Here is an 18,584-nt window from a genome sequence, read left to right on the forward strand (position 1 = left end):
TTGTGAAGCCGAGCCGATGAACCGTAACGACTTGCGCCGCGTCGACCTGAACCTGCTGATCGTCTTCGAGACCCTGATGCACGAGCGTAGCGTGACCCGCGCGGCGGAAAAACTCTTCCTCGGCCAGCCGGCCATCAGCGCCGCCCTGTCGCGCCTGCGCAACCTGTTCGACGACCCGTTGTTCGTGCGCACCGGGCGCAGCATGGAACCCTCGGCGCGGGCGGTGGAGATCTTCGCCCTGCTGTCGCCGGCGCTGGACTCGATCTCCACCGCAGTCAGCCGCGCAGCGGATTTTGACCCGGCGACCAGCACCGCGGTGTTTCGCATCGGCCTGTCGGACGATGCCGAATTCGCCCTGCTGCCGCAACTGCTCAAGCGCGTACGCGCCGAAGCCCCGGGCATCGTCCTGGTGGTGCGCCGGGTCAACTACCTGCTGATGCCGGCATTGCTGGCCTCGGGGGAAATCTCGGTCGGCGTGAGCTGGACCAACGACCTGCCGGCCAACGCCAAGCGCAAGGTGCTGCGGCGCAGCAAGCCCAAGGTCCTGCGTGCCGACAGCATGCCCGGGAGCCTGAGCCTGGACGACTTCTGCGCCCGCCCCCACGCCCTGGTGTCGTTTGCCGGCGACCTGGGCGGGTTCATGGACGAAACCCTGGAAAAGGTCGGGCGCAAGCGCCACGTAGTCCTTGCCGTACCGCAATTCAACGGCCTGGGCAGCCTGCTGACCGGCACCGACATCATCGCCACCGTCCCCGACTACACCGCCGAAGTGCTGACCGCCGCCGGCGGCCTGCGCGCCGAAGACCCGCCGCTCGAGGTGCAGACCTTCGAACTGCACATGGCCTGGCGCGGGTCGCAGGATAATGATCCGGGGGAGCGGTGGTTGCGGTCGCGGATTCAGATGTTTTTTGGCGATCCGGACAGTCTCTGAAAGCACTTCAGAACCTGCGCCAACTGTTCAACGCACTCGCAACCCGAGTGAGTACAAGGCCAAGCCTTGCCTGAACGACGCCCTCATCAATCACACTGATGATTACTATCGAGTACCCCAGCTGTCTGCTTGCCACAACCACCCCCTATAATCGCCTGCAGATTTCCCCCGCTCCCCTCGCCTGCCCCAGGCGATATCCCCCCTTGGAACCCCGCACCATGCCAAGCGCAAGCCAAGGCCGTCACGGCCTTCCCGAACATAATCAACAGAGCGTCAAGCAGCAGTGGCTGGCGATTCTCTCGGTCGCCGTGGGTGCCTTCGCCCTGGTAACCAGTGAGTTTCTGCCGGTGGGCGTGCTCAACGATGTCGCCAGCGACCTGGGCATCAGTGCCGGCCAGGCCGGGCTGATGGTTACCCTGCCCGGCATAATGGCCGCCCTCGCCGCGCCCTTGCTGTCGGTGGGCATTGGCGCGCTGGACCGGCGTTATCTGCTGATCGGCCTGACGCTGATCATGATCATCGCCAACGCTGTGGTGGCCTACGCCAGCGACTTCAGTCTGCTGCTGTTCGGCCGCGTTCTGCTAGGCGTGAGTATCGGCGGTTTCTGGGCGACGGCCATTGCCCTCAGCGGCCGCCTGGCGCCCAAGGGCGTGGGCGTGGCCCAGGCCACTTCGATCATCATGGTCGGTGTGACCCTGGCCACCGTGCTGGGCGTGCCCGTCGGCACCTGGCTGAGTGGCTTGATGGGGTGGCGCATGACCTTCCTGGTCACTGCGCTGGTCGGCGTGCCGGTGCTGCTGGCGCAGGTCTTCCTGCTGCCGCGGCTCAATCCCGACAAGGCCATTCGCATCAGTGACCTGCCGGCCCTGTTTATCAATCCACAGGCCCGGGTTGGCTTGATTGCGGTATTGCTGATTGGCCTGGCGCATTTTGCCGCCTACACCTACGTCGCACCGTTCTTCAAACAGAGTGCCGGCTTCGATGGACCGACCATTGGCTCACTGTTGCTGCTGTATGGTGTGGCCGGGGTGGCGGGCAATATCTTTGCCGGTTTCGCCGCCAACCGCAGCGTGCGTCACACCCTGATGCTGGTCGCCCTGATGATCGCCATCAGCACCGCGCTGTTCCCCTACTTCGCCACCGGCATGACCGGCGCAGCGCTGCTGATCGCGCTCTGGGGCTTCGCCTTCGGCGCCTTCCCGGCCTGTGCCAGCATCTGGATGTTTGTGGTCGCACCCAAGGATGTCGAACGCGGCATGCCCCTGTTTGTCGCCATGTTCCAGGTGATCATCGCGCTGGGCTCGTTCTTCGGCGGGCAGATCGTCGACCAGCTGGGCAGCTCGGTGCTGCTGAGCCTGGCCACGGCCCTGGTGGGCTGCGGTTTCGTCACGGTGCTGGTGCTGGGGCGTAACGTCAGCAATCGCCTGGCAGCCCAACCCGCCTAGCCGCTGGACAGACCCGTGGCCAATAGCTAGACCTTCTGTACTGAATCTATTCTCACTGTCGCGTTCAAACGCGACAGTGAGTGGACAGGAAGGCGTGGCAATGACAACAATCGCTGCTAAATCCCACTTCAAAGCAAAGCTTCTGCGCCCGGCAAAGCCTGGCGACGATGCCTCGTGGGCGTTCGTCATCCTGCCAAGAGAGGCAAGCGAACAGCTTCCCCGGCGCGGCCGGACCAGCGTTGACGGCACCATCAACGGGCAGCCTTTCCAGGCAACACTTGAGCCCGATGGCCAACTGAGCCATTGGCTGCAGGTAAAGAGCGCCTTGCTCGAAGCCGCAGGCGCGGCCGTGGGGGATGTCGTTACACTGGAGCTGACCCCGGTGAAGAAGGAGCCCGAGCCCGACATCCCGGCCGACTTTCAGCAGGCCCTGGCCAGCGCTGGCGAGGCGCGTGAAGTCTGGAACAGTACGACAACCCTCGCACGCGTCGACTGGATCCACTGGATCACGTCAGCCAAGCAACTCAAGACCCGGGCAAAACGCATAAGCGATGCCTGCGATATGCTTGCATCCGGCAAGAAGCAGGTGTGCTGTTTCGATTCATCCGGCTACTACAGCAAGGCGTTGCGTGCGCCCGAGGCAGACAGCGCATAGTGCGTGGTCAATCATTTTGCAGAGCGTGTTTTCGCAATCCAGTCGAGATGCGCAGCTACAGGCGTATAAACCCCCGGCGACTCGCGTCCACACACATTGCCGTAGCTGACAATTCCAATCTGGACTGACTGCCCATCTTCAGCCCGCTTGAAAAGTGGCCCACCACTGTCCCACGAGCACGCATCTTTACCCTGTTCTCCCGCACAAATAGCATTTGCCGGTAATGTAGCGTTGTAATGCTTGCTGCAATCACTAAAGCCTACAACCGGCACCTCAACTTCCAACAGCAGATTTGATTTAACGCCAGCCTCGGTCAAGCCCCAGCCGGTGGTCGTTAGGCGCGTCCCCGGCTTGATCAGGGCCGTCGCCTCTGCCTGACTGGGCAAGCGCATAAATCCTCGCACCGGTATGGGTGTGTCCAAGCGAACTAATGCCACATCAAATTCTTTCCCCCTGGGATCATACTTCTCATTCACCACCACTCTCTTTATCTTGACCTTCGCAACAGCTTTTGTAAGGTCGTCAGCGTTGTACCCCACATAAAACTTCGAATCCGGCTTTCTACTTTTTGTGGTCGGATCGAAAAAGCAGTGTGCAGCTGTTAATACCCAAACCGAATCAATCGACACCCCACCACAGACGACTGCAGACCTGGTATCGGCTGCACCAAACTGCAGCAGCGCAACCTGCCAGGGCGAAAACTCAATTTTGACCGGCTTACCGTTATAGATCGTCGGCTCAGCGTATTTTTCTATCCAGGCTTTTAATTCGTCGCTGATCTGTTTCAACGCTTCTGCCGATGTGTTGCCATAGCCAACCGTCGCCAGTGCGACAACGGCAATCACGGCCCACGCTCGAACGCAGTTCATTAGCGCAGACCTACACGCCAGGTATCAACGGAAATGGAACACTGGTTCCCGCTTTGCGATGTGCTTCGTTAGCAGCAATCTTGGCCTTCAGCAACGCAATTCGAGCCGACGTAACGTCCACCGCCACAGGGGTTTCGGGAAGCAACGCATCAGCCAGGGCTTCCTCTGCCTTCTGCACTTCGAGGTCGGCAAGCAAAGCATCTTCGCGCGCCGCTCGCCGGGATGCTTTATCCGCATCTTTAGCGTCTGCAGATTTAGGTATATAGCCTTTAAGCACCGTACTTACCTCTTCCTTTGAAGAGGATAGGGCATTGCCCAGATACAACGCGAACTTGCTTCCCTCACTGGTCTCACTTAACGTTAGCTGCGTTACAAAGTAGGTGAAGACCTTGTCTTCAAGATCAACGTCTTCGCCCATGCTTTCACACGTAGCGGGTTTTTTATCGGCTGTGCGCGCGGGTCTATAATCACACACCGTTCCAGCCCACTTTTTGCGGTGTTTATTTGAGTTGGCAGCCTCAATGGCGTTGTCCAGGCGTTCACGATCAGCCGTCAATGAGTAATTGCATCGATCATCATGCAACTGATGGTCTTTACCCAGCTTGAGGTTCTGGGCGCTCATGGCCGCACAGTACGTATCGACCGCCGCGACAACACGTTTGTCCAGGTAGACACTTTCCGGCTGAGAAGGTGTTGGGTCCTTGGGGTTTAGAATATCGAGCGCCAACAAATAGCGAGCCACCCTGGCTTCCTGTTTTTCCTTAGCCTTAGTGGCATCTGCGGACGCTGGTGGGAATGCAATGGGAAGCGTCGACGCTGAGCTCAGGCGCCAATCGCCTGCCTTTATTTTCTCGCCCCGACGAATGTCCTTGAACGTCATCTCAGCGGAACCAAACGGCGCAGCGCCCCCAGGAACGGTCAAGGTAACGGCGACGATGAAGTCGCGTTTCCTGGTACCAAATAATCGCCAATGGTCAAACTCGGTTACCTCCAGATAGTTTGGCGTCAGCTGAAAGTACTGCAGTCCTCTCAGGCGATTAAGTTTTGCTTCGTAGTAAAAATGTAATTTCGTTAAGCCGTGGAACGCCTCGACTTTGGCTGCAAACTCATGCCGGGTTATCGACTTCGGCTCAAATTCACCACGAACAACCACTAGGCAGTTTGTTCGGCTGAGTATGTCAGCCTCTTGGCTGACTTTATAAAAATAGTCCGCGGATTTCGCTGTCGATGCCGTAGTCTTTGTTTGACCAGCAGCCTTCAATGCCTCGGCAGCCATATCAACTGCCCCCTCTATCAGCTTCGGGGCCATAGCTGCAGCAATCAGGGCGATCACTCCGGACCGATCACTGTCTTTCACGATGGGAGGGGGAGGGTCACTGGGGCACGTTGACTGCCAGACTACACGGGTCTGCAGCGATCCCTCGGCAGCGTAAGCTGGGCTGATCGCCAGAACACAACATGCCATGCTTATGGCGATTCCCCCGCCTTTAACGAAAAACGATAGGGGAATCTGATGAAGCATGAGTGCTCTGGCCATGACTCGCTCCTAGCAGGCTTTAACAACTAATAGCAGTTGGCCATGAACCCTGCAAATTAGTGGCTGCCCACGTGGTTCGCGAGAAACTGATTTTAAGCAGTAAACGGATCGATAACCCGCTCAGACTAAAACAGGCACCCCCTCCTCCTTGCCAACCGCATGCCCACCCGCGACAAAATCCTCTGTGCGCAACACCACCAACGCCAGCAGCGACGCCACCCCGGTGCCCACATAGAAATACCAGGGCGCAGTGATGTCGCCAGTCAGCTTGATCAGCCAGGTAGAAATCAGCGGCGCACTGCCGCCGAACACCGCCACCGGAATGTTGTAGGCCACGGCGATGCCGGTGGAGCGGATGCGGGTGGGCAGCAACTCGCTCATCAAGGCGTAGGTCGAGGACGCGTACAAACCGAACAAAATCGCCACGGCCATCAGCGGCCAGAACAGGGTCGCAGGCGTGGCGCCCGGCGCGGTCTTGAAGAACCAGTACATGGCCAGGGTTGCCAGGGTGCCGATCACCAGCAAGAACGGCTTGCGCCCGTAACGGTCGGTGAAGGCGCCGCCCAGCGGCATCACCAGCGCCGCCGAGAGGCTGGCGACGAAGACGTAGAGCAAGGTGGTGCCGCTGTCGAACTTGAGGGTGTTGGACATGTAGGTCGAGGCGAAGGTCAGCACCAGGTAGAAGATCGAGCTGTGCAGGGTGATGATGAAGAACACCAGGGCGATCGCCCGCTTCCACAGCCAGACCTCGCGCAGTGGCGCCTTGGAGGTCTGCCCGGCCTCGACCAGGGCGAGGAACTCCGGGCTGTCTTCAAGCTTGAGGCGGATGTACATCGAGATGAAGCCCAGTGGGCCGGCCACCAGGAACGGAATGCGCCAGCCCCACTCCTGCATCAGCTCGGCGCCCAGGGCCCAGGTCATGCCATTGGCCACGGCGCCGCCCAGCAGCAGGCCGAGCACCGCGGTAACCATCAACCAGCAGGTGGCAAAGCCGCGGCGGCCGGGGCCGGCGTATTCGGAAATGAAGCTGGTGATGGTGCCGATCTCGCCACCGGCCGAGAAGCCCTGCACGCAGCGGATCAACACGAGAATTATCGGCGCGGCGATGCCGATGCTGGCGTAGGTCGGCAACAGCCCGAGCAGGAAGGTCGAGCCGGCCATCATCACCAGCACGGTGATCAGGGTTTTGCGCCGGCCGATCTTGTCGGCCAGAGGGCCGAAGAACAGCCCGCCCAGGGGCCGGATGAAGAAGCTCAGGGCAAAGGCGGCAAAGCTTGCCAGCAAGCTGCTGGTAGGGTCGTCAGAAACAAAAAACGCCTTGCCGATGTACACGGCGAGAAAGCCGTAGACGCCATAGTCGTACCACTCGATCAAGTGGCCGGAGGTGGCGCCGATAAAGGCCCGGCGCCGCTGGCGCAGGGGGTTGGAAGCTGGCACACCCATAGTGGGGACTCCTGTCGTAGTGCTATCCATGAAATACCGCGCGTCAGAGGTTGATCAGAGGCTGCGAAGGCTCCTGTAACCACTGACGCAAGCGGGTCTTGAGAATCTTGCCATAGCTGTTCTTCGGCAGCTCGGGGCAAAAGACGAACTTTTTCGGTTTTTTGAACGAGGCCATACGCGCCAGAAACCACTGGTTGAGGGCCTGCGCATCGAGGCTATCGGGTGAACGCAAAGCAACGAAGGCTACCACCGATTCGCCCCATTCGGCATCGGCCTCGCCGACCACACACACCTCGAACACTTCGGGGTGCTGCATCAGCACTTCCTCGACTTCGCGTGGGTAGATGTTGCTGCCGCCGGAGATGATCACATCCTTGCAGCGATCGGTGAGGGTCAGGTAGCCCTGCTGGTTGAAAAAGCCAATGTCGCCGGTCAGCAGCCAGCCGTTTACCAGGGCCTCTTGGGTGGCTTGCGGGTTGTCCCAGTAGCCCTGCATCACTACCGGCCCGCGCACCACGATCTGCCCCGGCTCGCCCGCGGCCACCGGCTGGCCTTGGGCATCCACCACGTGCACCTCGACGCAGGCGTGGGCACGCCCCACCGAGGCGGCGATCTGCGCCCAGTCGGCGTGTCCGCGATCGGCGATGGCCTGGCGCGACAGCGCGCTGATGGTCATCGGGCATTCGCCCTGGCCGTAGATCTGCACCAGACGCGGGCCAAAGGTGTCCAGGGCCTGGGCAAGATCGGCCAGGTACATTGGCCCGCCACCGTAGACGATGGTCTTGATGCCTTCGCCGGCATACCCCTGCAGGCGCGCCTGGTCGACCATGCGCTTGACCATGGTCGGCGCGGCAAACAGGCTGACCTGGCCCAGTTGCTGCGCAAGCTCAAACAGCTCCGCCGCCTGGAAGCCGCGCGAGGCCGGCACCACATGGCGGGCGCCACAGCGCACATGAATGAAGTTGTACAGGCCGGCGCCATGGGACATCGGCGCGGCGTACACCACCGCGTCACCAGCGGCCACCGCATCGACGTCCAGTGGATAGCACAGGGACATGGCGATCAAATTGCCATGGGACAGCATCACACCCTTGGAGCGCCCGGTGGTGCCGGAGGTGTAGAACAGCCAGGCCAGGTCGCTGTCCTGGCGCGGGTACGGCTCGGGCAGTTGCTCATCCGCCAAGGGGCCTTGCGGGCTCGGCGTGTGCGCCGCCAGTTCTTGGCAGCCGCTCGGCAACGCGCCGCTGGCGAACACCTGGCCGTCATCTGTGTAGACCAGCCGGGCGCCGGCATTGGCGGCAATCCAGGCGGCTTCCAGGGCGTGCAGCTTGCTGTTGATCGGCACCGCCACCGCGCCGCTCCACCAGATGGCGTACAGCAGTTCGAGATAGCGGCAGCTGTTCTTCATCAACAGCGCCACCCGCTCGCCGGGCGCAATGCCGTACTGCTCGCGCAGTTGCACGGCGCGGGCCCGGGCCTGGGCGGCGAACGCCTGGTAGTCGGCAACCTGGCGCTGCCCCTCGAACAACGCCGGGCGCTGCGGCCAGCGCTGGGCCGCATCGCGCAGCCAATGGGCGATGTTCATCCTCAGGCCTTGACCGCTTGCAGGACACTGGCGTAGTTGGCCACGGCCATGCCGCCCATGTTGAACAGCAAGCCGAACTCAGCACCGGGTACGCCCAGGCCGATGGGTTCGCCGGTCAGCTGGGCAAAGCCCAGGGCATGCATCGAAACCCCGGTGGCGCCCACTGGATGGCCCTTGGCCTTGAGCCCACCCGACAGATTGACCGGCAGGCGCCCGCCCTGGCGCACGATACCGTCGTCGAGGGCGCGATGGCCTTCACCGCGGGGGACCAGGCCCATGGCTTCGTAAATCAACAACTCGGCGATGGTGAAGCAGTCGTGGACCTCGGCAAAGTTCAGGTCGCCAAGGGTCACCCCGGCTTCGCGCAAGGCACCCTGAATCGCCCGCTGCGGCCCCTCGAAGGCCAGCACATCGCGGCGCGACAGCGGCAGGAAGTCGTTGACCTGGACCATGGCACGAATCGCCACCTGGCGGCGCATCGAACGTGCACGCTGCGGCGAGGCGAGGATGATCGCCGCCGCGCCGTCACTGATCAGCGAGCAGTCGGTCAGGCGCAGGGGCGGTGCGATCAGCGGGTTGCCCGAGGAAACATTGTTGCAGTGTTCGAAATCCATCAGCCGGTGCATCTGCGCCAACGGGTTGGCCATGGCATTGGCGTGGTTCTTTACCGCAATCGCGGCCATCGAGGCCAACGGGCTGTGGTAGCGCTCGGCATACTGCTGGGCCACCTGGCCAAACAGCTGGGCGAAGCTCAGGCCGGCCTCCTGCATGGCGTTCTGGTAGCCGGCACCGGCCAGGGCGCGGGTGACTTCGACGGTGCTGTTGCCGGTCATTTTCTCGGCGCCGACCACCAGCACCAGGTCGGCGGCGCCGCTGCGAATCGCGTTGATGCCGGCCTGGATCGCCGCCGAGCCCGAGGCGCAGGCGTTCTCGCAGCGGGTGGCGGGCTTGAAGCGCAGTTGCGGGTCGGCCTGAAGCATCAGCGAGGCAGGAAAGCCATCGGCCACCAGGCCTGAGTTGAAGTGCCCGAGAAACAGCGCGTCGATCTCGCCGGCGTCGATCTCGGCGTCTGCCAGGGCTTCGCGGGTGACCTTGACGATCAGGTCTTCGAGGTTGAGGCCATCCAGGCGACCAAAAGGGCTGTGGGCAGCCGCGACGATGGATACGGAATCGTGTGTCATGGTGATTTTCTTCTGTCCTTGAAGCGCGTATTCCATACAATGATTCAGCGCCCGAATCCCACGCTAGTTGGGGCAACTACTTACGCCAGTAAGTAGTGCCCGCCAACCCGGTGCACACCGACAAACCCGAGGCAGGACGCCCGATGATCGAAGACGCCCCGCACTTCCAGGACCTTGAGCGCCTGGCCTTCCAGGTTTCCCCCGCGCCGCAGATGATCACCGGCCATCGGCGCATGCTCGACTGCAACCAGGCCTTTGAGCGCCTGTTCGGCTACGAGCGCGAGCATTTGCAAGGCAACCTGACCCTGTTGCTGTACCCCTCCCACGCCGACTACCAGAGCATCGGCGAACGCAGCGAGCACTGGCTGCGCAACGGCCCCGGCGCCTTTTACTCCGACGAGCGCTTCATGCAGCATCGTAATGGCGAGGTCTTCTGGGCCCGGGCCCACGGCTTTTCGCTGACGGTCGAGGACCCGTTCAAACTGATGGTCTGGCATTTCGAGCGCCTGGACCGCCAGCCGGCGCCGACCATCCAGCTGACCCCGCGCGAACGCGAGATCTCGCTGCATATCGTCAACGGCCTGACCTGCAAGGAGGTGGCGCGCAAGCTGGGTATCTCCCACCGCACCGTGGAAGTCCACCGCGCCCGGCTGATGAAGAAGCTTCAGGCCAAGAACAGCGCAGAGCTGGTGTCGAAGATCATCTTCATCAGTTGAGCGGCGTCAGGCGTTTCCCTTGGCCTGCTGTTCCAGGTGCACCTGCAAGGCCGGATCGATCTGCAGCGCGCCGGCCAGTTCGTCAAGGTAGGCCCGCTCTGCGTCCTGCTGGTCATCCACCAGCATTACGCTGGCCAGGTACATTTCCGCGGCCATGCCTGGGTCCTGGGCCGACTGTGCCACCTCGCCAGCATCCAGTGGCTTGCTGACTTCCTCATCCAGCCATTGCTGCAGTTGCGGGTCGTTGGTGTGACGTTTGATTTCAGCGTAAATCAACGCTTGTTCTTGCTCATCAATACGACCGTCAGCCTTGGCTGCCGCAATCAGCGCGCGCAAGATTGCATGACTGTGGCCCTCGGCCTCGGCGCCGGACAATTGATCGACCGTACGCAGCGCCTGTTGCGGGGCCGCCGCCTGGCTGCGCTGCCAGCTTTGATAGGCCTGGAACGCCATCATGCCCAACGACGCCAGGGCGGCGTAATTGGTGCCACCGCCAGAGCGGCCCTGGGTAGAGCCACCCGCGTTGCCCCCCAACAGCCCGCCCAGTAGACCACCCAGGCCAGCACCGCCCGCCGATGCACTGCCGCCGCCAAGCAGCCCGCCCAGCAAGCCGCCCAGACCGCCCAGCCCGTCTTGCGCTGACCTGCCGCTGCTCCCTTGTTGCGCTTGCGAGCCCTGCCCGGCGCGAAGCAGCTGTTCGAGTAGATCACTGGTGTTCATAGCACCGCCCTCGGTCGGTAGTTGCTGTTTAGACAAGCAACGATAGCCCCCGCAAGGCGATCTGCCATGACCGTCTGGCCGACGGCAAAGCCGGGGCTTACCGAGCATGCAGGTTTATGTGAGCATATCCACCCCGCCCTGCCCCGCGTCCCACGAGAGACTGTATGACGATTTTCCACAAAACCGCCCTGACGCTGACCCTGGCCGTTGTCGGCCTGTTGGCACTACCGAATCTGCATGCCGCGAGCAAAGCCGGCAGCCAGGCGAAAGCTGAAGTAAAGGTCGCGGTGCTCGGCGGCAAGTTCAGCTTCACCCTGCCGGCAGGCTTCATCGCCAGCCCCTTGAGCGCCGACGAACAGAGCAGCGAAGGCGCCGGCGCCGTGGGCACCCTGTATGCCAATTCGCAGGAAAAGCGCGTGGTCATGGTGATTGAAAAACCGCTCCCCGAAGCATCGCGCCCCGGCGACAACGACGACGCCTTCCTCGACGGCGCCGTCAGCGGTTTCGTCGAACGCCAGAGTGCCGGGCTGCCAGACTTTCGACAAACCGGCGAAGCGCGCCTGAACCGCAACGGCCTTGGCGTGCGACAAATCGACAGCACGGCGACCCTGGGCGGCGGCAAAACCTTGAACAGCACCTTTATCGCAGGCTCCGGCGAGCGCATGGCGGTCATCCAGGTCATTTCCCGCAGCGACCAAGCCAGCAGTCATGCGGCGCTGGTCAAGCGCATCGTGGGGCAATCCTCGGTGCCGGTTGCGCAATCTGGCAACAAACAGGGTAAATAGCATGCAAGCGCCCCCCCGCTTGCGAGGGGTAATCCATCAGAACAAATTATCTATTCCTGCGGACCGTTCCATCTCAGGTCGCAAAACCTCAAGCACCAGCCTTTCAGTTATTTGCTTGACAACGTTAAGGCCCTGCATGAATTCGCCTTCCGGTATATCTTTTTCACACAGCAGGATCTTCTCATAGAGAAAATTAAAGCTACCTTCTTTATTCCCGGCCTTCTGGTTAGCCATCAGGATAAACATGCTCACCAGCGCATCCTTGACCACCTCGTCATTCATCAAGCCCGACAGTTCCTGCATTCGATCCTTGTTACCCTCAAGCAAAAAGACAAAGGGCGCAAGGAAAACCTGGTTCAGCCCAGACGCTTGCAACAGCTTGCGGGTCGCCAGGGTGTAAAGATAAAAATCAAGATGGGCAGTGAAGACAAACCAATACGCAGATTCGTTCATCTGGTATTTTCTGGAATAGCCATTCACCACTGACAAAAAGGCGTCCATGAAATCCGACGCAGGTTCGCCCTTGACGGCGAACACATTGATAAATGAGCATACCCTTGAAGCCTTGACTGCTGTTTGTGCTTCGGCCTTTGCTTTACTTCTTGCAAGATCTTCCGTGCGCTGCAGTTCCAGCTCCCGGGCTTCGGCCCGCGCCAAATCTTCTTTGTAATAGTTCAACTCATCATAGAAAAATGACGAATAGTATTTGAACGCCATGTAAAAGAAATCGGTGGTTTTTGCGAGCACATCGCCCTCCAGCCCCGAACACCCTACCAGGGCCGATGACAGCGCCTTCAAGTTATCATCATGCACAATGAACTCGCGAATATGCTCCTTGCCCTTGAAGTTATGCTCACCTATAAGCGCTACAATCTTCTCTTTATTTTGATTTGCCTTAACAAAAAGGAAAAAACCTACCACCTCATCTTTCAGCGAAATATTGCTGAGAATTCCTCTTCCGCCAACATGATTACGCACATCAATGAGGGATGCATCATTCCTTTTCAGCGAGGCATACACCACCCTGAAAACATCAAAAACCAATCCCAGGGGGATTTTCCTGAAGGTCAACGCGAGCGATGCGTTTATGACCACATCCGAACCCACGAATTCGATAGTTGAAATACTGCAAAGCGGCATATGCCCGCGCTCGCCCAGCAGGTTATACACCAGATAATTTTTTGTAAAAAGAACCCCCTCGCCCCACAACCCTAAAAAACTATCATCGAGAAAAACCAGACAGTCATCCTCCGCCATGATCTTCAGATCAACGCGGGTCAAGAAATTATTCAGCTTGAGCTTTTCAATTTTCCCGTCAACAAAAACTCTTTTCAATGAGCTGAACTCATCAAAATCGCCGACTCTTAACATAGACCTTTCGCCTTAACAAAAAACCGGCTGTCCCAGCAGCGCGTGAGAGGGGGTTCCCAGCGCTCCAACATAGCAGCAATCTGCCAGCACCATCAACGAAACAGCCCATCTTCAGAACCGAAGATGTCCAACGAACCCAGCTTCACCGAAAGAGCGTGCTCGAGCGCACGCCCCCCCCTACTGCGCAATAACCCGATACCGCGCCAAATTCAGCGCCACCAGCAGCGCCACCACCGCCATCAGCGCCCCGGTGAGGAACCCGCCGCTGTAACCGACCTGCGCGGTCAGTCCCAGCAACAGCGAGGACGACAGCATTTCGCCAAGGTCGCGGGTGCTTTGCACGGCGGTCATGTCGGTGCCGGCCTGGTCGCTTTGCCCGGCAAACGCCATCGAGGCGGTCATGATTGCCACTGAGGTCGCGCCGGTGGCAAACGAGCCCAGCCCCACCGCCAGCCAGATCAACTCGACCCGGGGCGCCACTGGCCCGCTTGCCTGCAGCAGCCAGACCAGCGCCGCCACCCCGGCCATGGCCACCGCCAGCATGAACGCCGGCCACAAGCCCAGCACACGGATCAGCCAGGCACCGCCGCCGCAACCGAGCACGATGGTCACCACGCCGCCGCTCATGCCCAGTTGGCCGATGGCCTGCAACGACCAGCCAGCATCGTTGAGGAACAGTTTCGACAGGCCGAAGCCAGACACCGCGGTCATCGCCGAGAGCAATGCCAGCACCACCAGCGACAGCGCCCCGGGCCGTTTGATAAAGCGCAGCAGGCTGGCGTGGGCGACGTCGGGTTGTTTCTCTTTAGCCGGTGCCACGTGCAGCCAGGCTACGCAGCACAGGCTCGCCAAGGGCACCAGGGCCAACAGGCCGAAGGCCGTGGTTTGCCCGAAGTGGCCACTGAGCAGCAGCGCCCCGGCGCCGCCGACGAAGAAGCCGAACATGGTGCCGCCGACCTGGATGGCGTTGATCCGCGCAAGCATGTTGTCGCTGAAATACTCGGCGGCCATGCCGTCGGTGGCGATGTCCTGGGTGGCGCTGGCGAACGAAGCGAGGATCAGCAGGCCCACGGCCCAGCCGGCGGTATCGACACTCAGGCCGATGCTCGCCAGGGTCACCAGGCACAGCAGCACAAGGATCTGCATCGGGATGATCCAGCTGCGCCGCCGCCCCAGGCGCGGGCTCCAGTGGTTGTCGACCTGCGGCGCCCAGATGAATTTCACCACCCACGGCAGGCCCACCAATGGCAGGAAGGCCAGGGCATCGAGGGCCGCGCCATCGTGGCGCAACAGGGTTGGCAAGGCGTCCATGGCGATGCCGAAGCAAATGCCCTGGGACAGGTACAACAGGGCGAAGGTCAGCACCATGCGCCAGTGTTTCAACAGATCCAGCATGCGAGTCTCCAATCAGATAGCGTTGGCGTCGGCAGCCCGTGCCGTGCGCGAAAAAACAGTCAGGCGGCGCACCGCCCACAGGGCACTGGCACCGGCGAGCAACAGCACCAGGTCGATCGGCCATAGGCCCAGGTTGGCGTGCACCAGGCTGCCAGCCAGGTGCAAGGCACCAGCACTCAGGAAGGCCAGGCCGGCCACGCTCAACAGCAGGCGTAGCGGTTGGCGCTGCGGCGGCATCAGCGCGGCCAGCAGCAGGCTGGCGATCCAGCAGCCCCAGAACCACGCCGTCAGTGAACCGCGCGGCAACAGCCCGAGGTTGGCCAGCGCCCCGGCGCACAGCAGCACGGCGCTGGCCGCCAGCAGCCCGCCGCCGACCCCGACCACCAGGCGCAGCAGCACTTGCCAGCCTGCCCCGCCCTTCAGCCGCCGGCGCTCCAGCCACAGGTACAGGCCGCTGAGCACCAGCACTGCGGCGCCCAGGGCCATGCTGAAATGCACGACGCGCAACAGCGGCCCGGCGTGGGGTAGCCAGCGATAATCGGCAAAGTGCAGCGGCTGCACCGCGATAAACGCCTGCAGCCAGAAGCCTCGGCCACTGGCACTGCTGGTGGCTAGCGGCTGGCCGTCATCGCCGCGGTAGGCATGGCGTTCGAACACTGCGGTGCTGGGCAGGCCGGACTCGATGCCGGCCACTTCCAGCCAGGCTCCGGGCTCGCCCCAGTGATGCAGGGTGACGCTCTGGGCGGTGAAGCCCGGGTGCACCGCCGCGTCGTTGCTCAGCAGTTGATCGAGATCGAAGGGCTGGGCCGGCGCCGCCTGCGGATCGACCTGCGGTGGTGCGCCCAGCAGCTGCATGAACGCCTGTTGCGGGGCCCCGGGAAACGCCTGCCCGGCCAGGGTCAGGGTACCCAGGGCGCCAAGGCCGGACATCGCCCCGGTAACCCCGAACAACAGCAGCCACGGCCCGGCCCAGCGGCCGATCAGGCTGTGCAGGTCGTGGGCCAGCAGCCGCGGGCCACGGTCACGGCGCAAGCGCGTGAGGTCCTGCAAGCGGCCACTGTGCAGCACGCTGCCGGCCCAGATCATCAGCAACAGCACCACCCCCAGCAGGCTGATCAGCACCCGCCCGGGGAAGCCGGCAAACAGGCTTTTGTGCAGGTTGAAGAGGATATCGGCGGCGTTCTCTGCCGCCAGCTCCCGGCCAGTGGCCGGGTCCAGGGCCAGGTTGCACGGCTTGGCAGGCGCGCACAGCTCGACCACCGCGCGCTCGCCGTCGGGCAGGCGAATCTGCAACGCCTCGGGCGCCAGGCCGTGGCGGCTGGCCACCGGCAGCCATTGCGCCAAGGGCAACAGCGGCCCTGGCGCCAAGGCTGCCGGGCCGCGAAACCAGCTGCGCAGGTCCTCATGGGCCATGCTCCAGGCGCCGCTGAGCAGAATCACCAACAGCAGCACGCCGAACACGCCGCCGGCACCGGCATGCACGCGCTGCACCAGCGCCCGCGGTGCGCCCATCATGACCCGGCTCCTGCCCATGCCAGGCAAGGGCTGAACAGCAGCAACCAGGCGCTGGAGCGGTAGACCACGCGCTTGCAGTCCGGCGCCAGCAGCGCCCACAACAGCACCGTGACGAGAAACCCCAGGCCGAGAAAGATCGCCGCATAAAGCCGCTCAAGCCCGTCGCCCAAGGGGTAGTGGCGGGCCAGCAGCACCGCCAGTTGCAGGCTGCTGAGCACGCTGCCGGCCAGCGCCAGGCTGATGCGCAGCCACCATGGCCCAAGGCCCGGGGCTGCCATCAGAACGTGCCTCGCAGGGTCATGTTGAGGCTGCGCGGCTCCCCGTAGCGGTTGTTCCAGTTGGGGTTGGAAAGGCTCTGGTAATACTTGCGGTCGGCCAGGTTGTTGCCGTTGAGCGAGGCCGTCCAGTGCTCGTCAATGCGATAGGCAACCCGTGCATTGAGCAACGCATAGCCGCCCTGCTGCATCGATACGGCGCCCGACTGCGCAGAGAAATCACTCTGCGCCTGCACCCCGGCACCGACGCTCCAGCGCCGCTCCTGCCAAGGCAGCTCGTACTGGCTCCACAACCGCAGCATGTGCCGCGGGGTGAACTCGGCATAGCGCTCGCCGGAGTTGCTGCGGGTGTCCTTGAGGTATTCGGTGGTGGTGTAGGTGTAGCCGGCGAACAGGCTCCAGTCCGGGGTGATATAGCCGGTGCTTTCCAGCTCGAAGCCCTGGCTGCGCACCTTGCCGCCGCTGATGTAGTAGGTGTTGGGGCCGGCGCCGGGGTGTTCCGGGTCGACCTGCGGATTGTTCTCCAGGTCGATGCGGAACGCCGCCAGCGACACGTTCAGGCGGCCCTCCAGCAACTCGCCCTTGACCCCGGTCTCGTAGGTCTTGCCTTCCACCGGCTTGAGCAGGTCGCCGCTCCAGGTCTGCCCGGTCTGCGGCTGGAACACCTCGGCGTAACTGGCGTACCACGACCAGTCCTGGGCGAAGTCCCAGATCAGCCCGCCGTACGGGGTGATCTCGCGCCCGGGCTTGAAGTGATCGCTCGGTGCATCCTGGTCCCACCAGCTGGCCCGGGCACCGACCACCAGGGTCAGCGGATCGAGCAGCTTGAAGCGGGTCAGCGCGTAGACACCCTTGGAGGTGGTGGTGGTCGAACCCGGCGATGTGTAGGCGCCGATACCCGGCTTGGGCACGCTGTGCGGGTCCCAGCGATAGACGTTGACCGGCACGTTCAACGACGTGGTGAAGTCCGCCGTGCGCTGCTCGGTTTCACCCTGGCTGTAGTTGCTGCCCAGCAGCAGTTCATGGCTGCGGCCGAACAGTGAGAACGGCCCGTTGACCGAGGCATCGACGCTCTTCTGGGTGCTTTCGAACTTGTACGCCGCGCCCATCAGACGGCCGCCGTCACCGGTGACGGGGTCAATCGCACCGTAGGCGCCGGCATAACGCAGGCTGGAGTCGGCGTCCTGGTATTCGGCGGCGACCTTGGCTTTCCAGCCGTAGTCCAGTTGCTGCTCGAGCGAGCCGAACACCCGGCGCGTGGTCCACTTGAAGCGGTCCCAGTCGACATCCAGGTAAGTGGAGCGCGGCAGGTTCAGGCTCGAGCCGTCCTTGGCCATCGGCACACCAGCCATGTTGGTCACCGAGTCGATGGTCTGGTACTGCGCGCCCAGGGTCAGCAGGGTGTCCGGGCTCAGGTCGAACTCGCTGATGCCGTACAGCAGCTGAGTGTCTTGCTTGCCGATGTCGTAGAAATAGTCGCGGTCCTCGTAGGCGGCGACCATGCGCCCGCGCACATTGCCAGACTCGGTCAACGGCCCGCCGACATCGACCTCGCCGCGGTAACGGTCCCAACTGCCACCGCTCAAGGTGGTGCTGGCGGCAAACTCTTTTTGCGGGCGTTTGCGCACCAGGTTGACCGTGGCTGCCGGGTTGCCACTGCCGTGCAGCAAGCCATTGGAGCCCCGCAGGATCTCGACCCGTTCGTACACCGCCATGTCCTGCGGTGAGCTGGCGGTGTCGCCGAGCAAGGCCGGCACGCCGTCGAGTTCGAACGAGTTGACCTTGAAGCCACGTACGTAATAAGCGGTGGTCAGCAGCTGGAACGGCTGCACGGTGACGCCAGTGGCTTGCTGCATCACCTCATCGAGACTGAACAGGTTCTGCTGCTCGATGCGCTCGTGGTCGATCACGCTCACCGACTGCGGCGTCTCGCGCAGCTTGAGCGGCATCTTGCCGATGGTGGTGACCCCGGGTGCGGTCACGCTGCTGGCGCTGTCCTTGCCGGTGATCTCGATGTTGCCCAGTTGCAGCGTGCCGTTGCCGTTCTCTGCAGCAATCGCCAGCGCCAACGGATTCAGGCCCAGTACCAGGACCATCGCCAAGTGCGCCCGGCTGCGTTGCCCACTCCGTCCTGCCTTTTTGACTCCCTGATGTAACATTG

16 protein-coding genes are annotated in these 18,584 nt (G+C 62.3%); 5 read left to right on the plus strand and 11 right to left on the minus strand.

The genetic code is table 11. The annotated features are described in order from the left end of the window. Positions 1 to 16 precede the first annotated feature (16 nt). The 3 genes from LOY22_RS14635 to LOY22_RS14645 all read left to right on the plus strand — a co-directional run bounded on the left by LOY22_RS14635 (position 17) and on the right by LOY22_RS14645 (position 3,031). Positions 17 to 931 carry a LysR family transcriptional regulator gene (locus tag LOY22_RS14635; RefSeq protein ID WP_093382064.1) on the plus strand — a complete coding sequence of 305 codons (915 nt, stop codon included), beginning with the start codon at positions 17 to 19 and terminating at the stop codon, positions 929 to 931. A gap of 218 nt (positions 932 to 1,149) precedes the next feature. Continuing rightward, positions 1,150 to 2,376 carry an MFS transporter gene (locus LOY22_RS14640; protein WP_093382059.1) on the plus strand — a complete coding sequence of 409 codons (1,227 nt, stop codon included), beginning with the start codon at positions 1,150 to 1,152 and terminating at the stop codon, positions 2,374 to 2,376. Positions 2,377 to 2,476: 100 nt separating this feature from the next. Then, entirely contained in the window at positions 2,477 to 3,031 is a 555-nt protein-coding gene (locus tag LOY22_RS14645) for a YdeI/OmpD-associated family protein (protein WP_258593680.1), read from the plus strand. 11 nt (positions 3,032 to 3,042) lie between these two features. Here the strand turns inward: LOY22_RS14645 and LOY22_RS14650 are convergent, their stop codons facing one another. From LOY22_RS14650 to LOY22_RS14670, 5 genes are all read right to left on the minus strand, one after another. Continuing rightward, a complete protein-coding gene (locus LOY22_RS14650) occupies positions 3,043 to 3,876 on the minus strand; it encodes a trypsin-like serine protease (protein ID WP_258593681.1) in 834 nt (277 codons plus the stop codon). A gap of 34 nt (positions 3,877 to 3,910) precedes the next feature. Further along, positions 3,911 to 5,437, minus strand: coding sequence for a hypothetical protein (locus tag LOY22_RS14655; RefSeq protein WP_258593682.1), 1,527 nt, complete (start codon positions 5,435 to 5,437; stop codon positions 3,911 to 3,913). A gap of 120 nt (positions 5,438 to 5,557) precedes the next feature. Then, positions 5,558 to 6,880, minus strand: coding sequence for an MFS transporter (locus LOY22_RS14660; RefSeq protein WP_258593683.1), 1,323 nt, complete (start codon positions 6,878 to 6,880; stop codon positions 5,558 to 5,560). A 43-nt stretch (positions 6,881 to 6,923) separates the two neighbouring features. Continuing rightward, positions 6,924 to 8,465, minus strand: coding sequence for a class I adenylate-forming enzyme family protein (locus tag LOY22_RS14665; RefSeq protein WP_258593684.1), 1,542 nt, complete (start codon positions 8,463 to 8,465; stop codon positions 6,924 to 6,926). Between the two features lie 2 nt (positions 8,466 to 8,467). Further along, on the minus strand, positions 8,468 to 9,646 hold the full coding sequence (locus LOY22_RS14670) for an acetyl-CoA acetyltransferase (protein ID WP_045198156.1): 1,179 nt from the start codon (positions 9,644 to 9,646) through the stop codon (positions 8,468 to 8,470). A 143-nt stretch (positions 9,647 to 9,789) separates the two neighbouring features. Here LOY22_RS14670 and LOY22_RS14675 point away from each other — a divergent pair, with 143 nt between their 5' ends. Next, positions 9,790 to 10,362: a LuxR C-terminal-related transcriptional regulator gene (locus tag LOY22_RS14675; protein WP_213604280.1), complete on the plus strand. Its 573-nt coding sequence runs from the start codon at positions 9,790 to 9,792 to the stop codon at positions 10,360 to 10,362. 6 nt (positions 10,363 to 10,368) lie between these two features. Here LOY22_RS14675 and LOY22_RS14680 read toward each other — a convergent pair whose 3' ends face one another. Then, positions 10,369 to 11,082 carry a tellurite resistance TerB family protein gene (locus LOY22_RS14680; RefSeq protein WP_258593686.1) on the minus strand — a complete coding sequence of 238 codons (714 nt, stop codon included), beginning with the start codon at positions 11,080 to 11,082 and terminating at the stop codon, positions 10,369 to 10,371. 164 nt (positions 11,083 to 11,246) lie between these two features. Between LOY22_RS14680 and LOY22_RS14685 the strand changes: the two genes are divergently transcribed. Continuing rightward, positions 11,247 to 11,867: a hypothetical protein gene (locus LOY22_RS14685; protein ID WP_258593688.1), complete on the plus strand. Its 621-nt coding sequence runs from the start codon at positions 11,247 to 11,249 to the stop codon at positions 11,865 to 11,867. Between the two features lie 36 nt (positions 11,868 to 11,903). On the opposite strand, the gene LOY22_RS14690 is transcribed toward LOY22_RS14685, so the two are convergent. The 5 genes from LOY22_RS14690 to LOY22_RS14710 form a co-directional block, all read right to left on the minus strand. Beyond that, the gene (locus LOY22_RS14690; protein ID WP_258593690.1) at positions 11,904 to 13,238 is read right to left on the minus strand and encodes a hypothetical protein; all 1,335 of its coding nucleotides are present in this window, start codon (positions 13,236 to 13,238) and stop codon (positions 11,904 to 11,906) included. A 177-nt stretch (positions 13,239 to 13,415) separates the two neighbouring features. Then, on the minus strand, positions 13,416 to 14,633 hold the full coding sequence (locus tag LOY22_RS14695; RefSeq protein ID WP_258593692.1) for a RhtX/FptX family siderophore transporter: 1,218 nt from the start codon (positions 14,631 to 14,633) through the stop codon (positions 13,416 to 13,418). 12 nt (positions 14,634 to 14,645) lie between these two features. Then, positions 14,646 to 16,148, minus strand: a complete 1,503-nt coding sequence (locus LOY22_RS14700; RefSeq protein ID WP_258593694.1) for a PepSY domain-containing protein — start codon at positions 16,146 to 16,148, stop codon at positions 14,646 to 14,648. Further along, entirely contained in the window at positions 16,145 to 16,426 is a 282-nt protein-coding gene (locus LOY22_RS14705) for a hypothetical protein (protein WP_213604266.1), read from the minus strand. Before LOY22_RS14705 ends, LOY22_RS14700 begins: the two co-directional genes overlap by 4 nt. Continuing rightward, positions 16,426 to 18,519, minus strand: coding sequence for a TonB-dependent siderophore receptor (locus LOY22_RS14710; RefSeq protein WP_408980921.1), 2,094 nt, complete (start codon positions 18,517 to 18,519; stop codon positions 16,426 to 16,428). Before LOY22_RS14710 ends, LOY22_RS14705 begins: the two co-directional genes overlap by 1 nt. Positions 18,520 to 18,584: the final 65 nt, after the last annotated feature.

The organism is Pseudomonas sp. B21-035 (genome assembly GCF_024748945.1).
Classification (GTDB): Bacteria; Pseudomonadota; Gammaproteobacteria; order Pseudomonadales; family Pseudomonadaceae; genus Aquipseudomonas.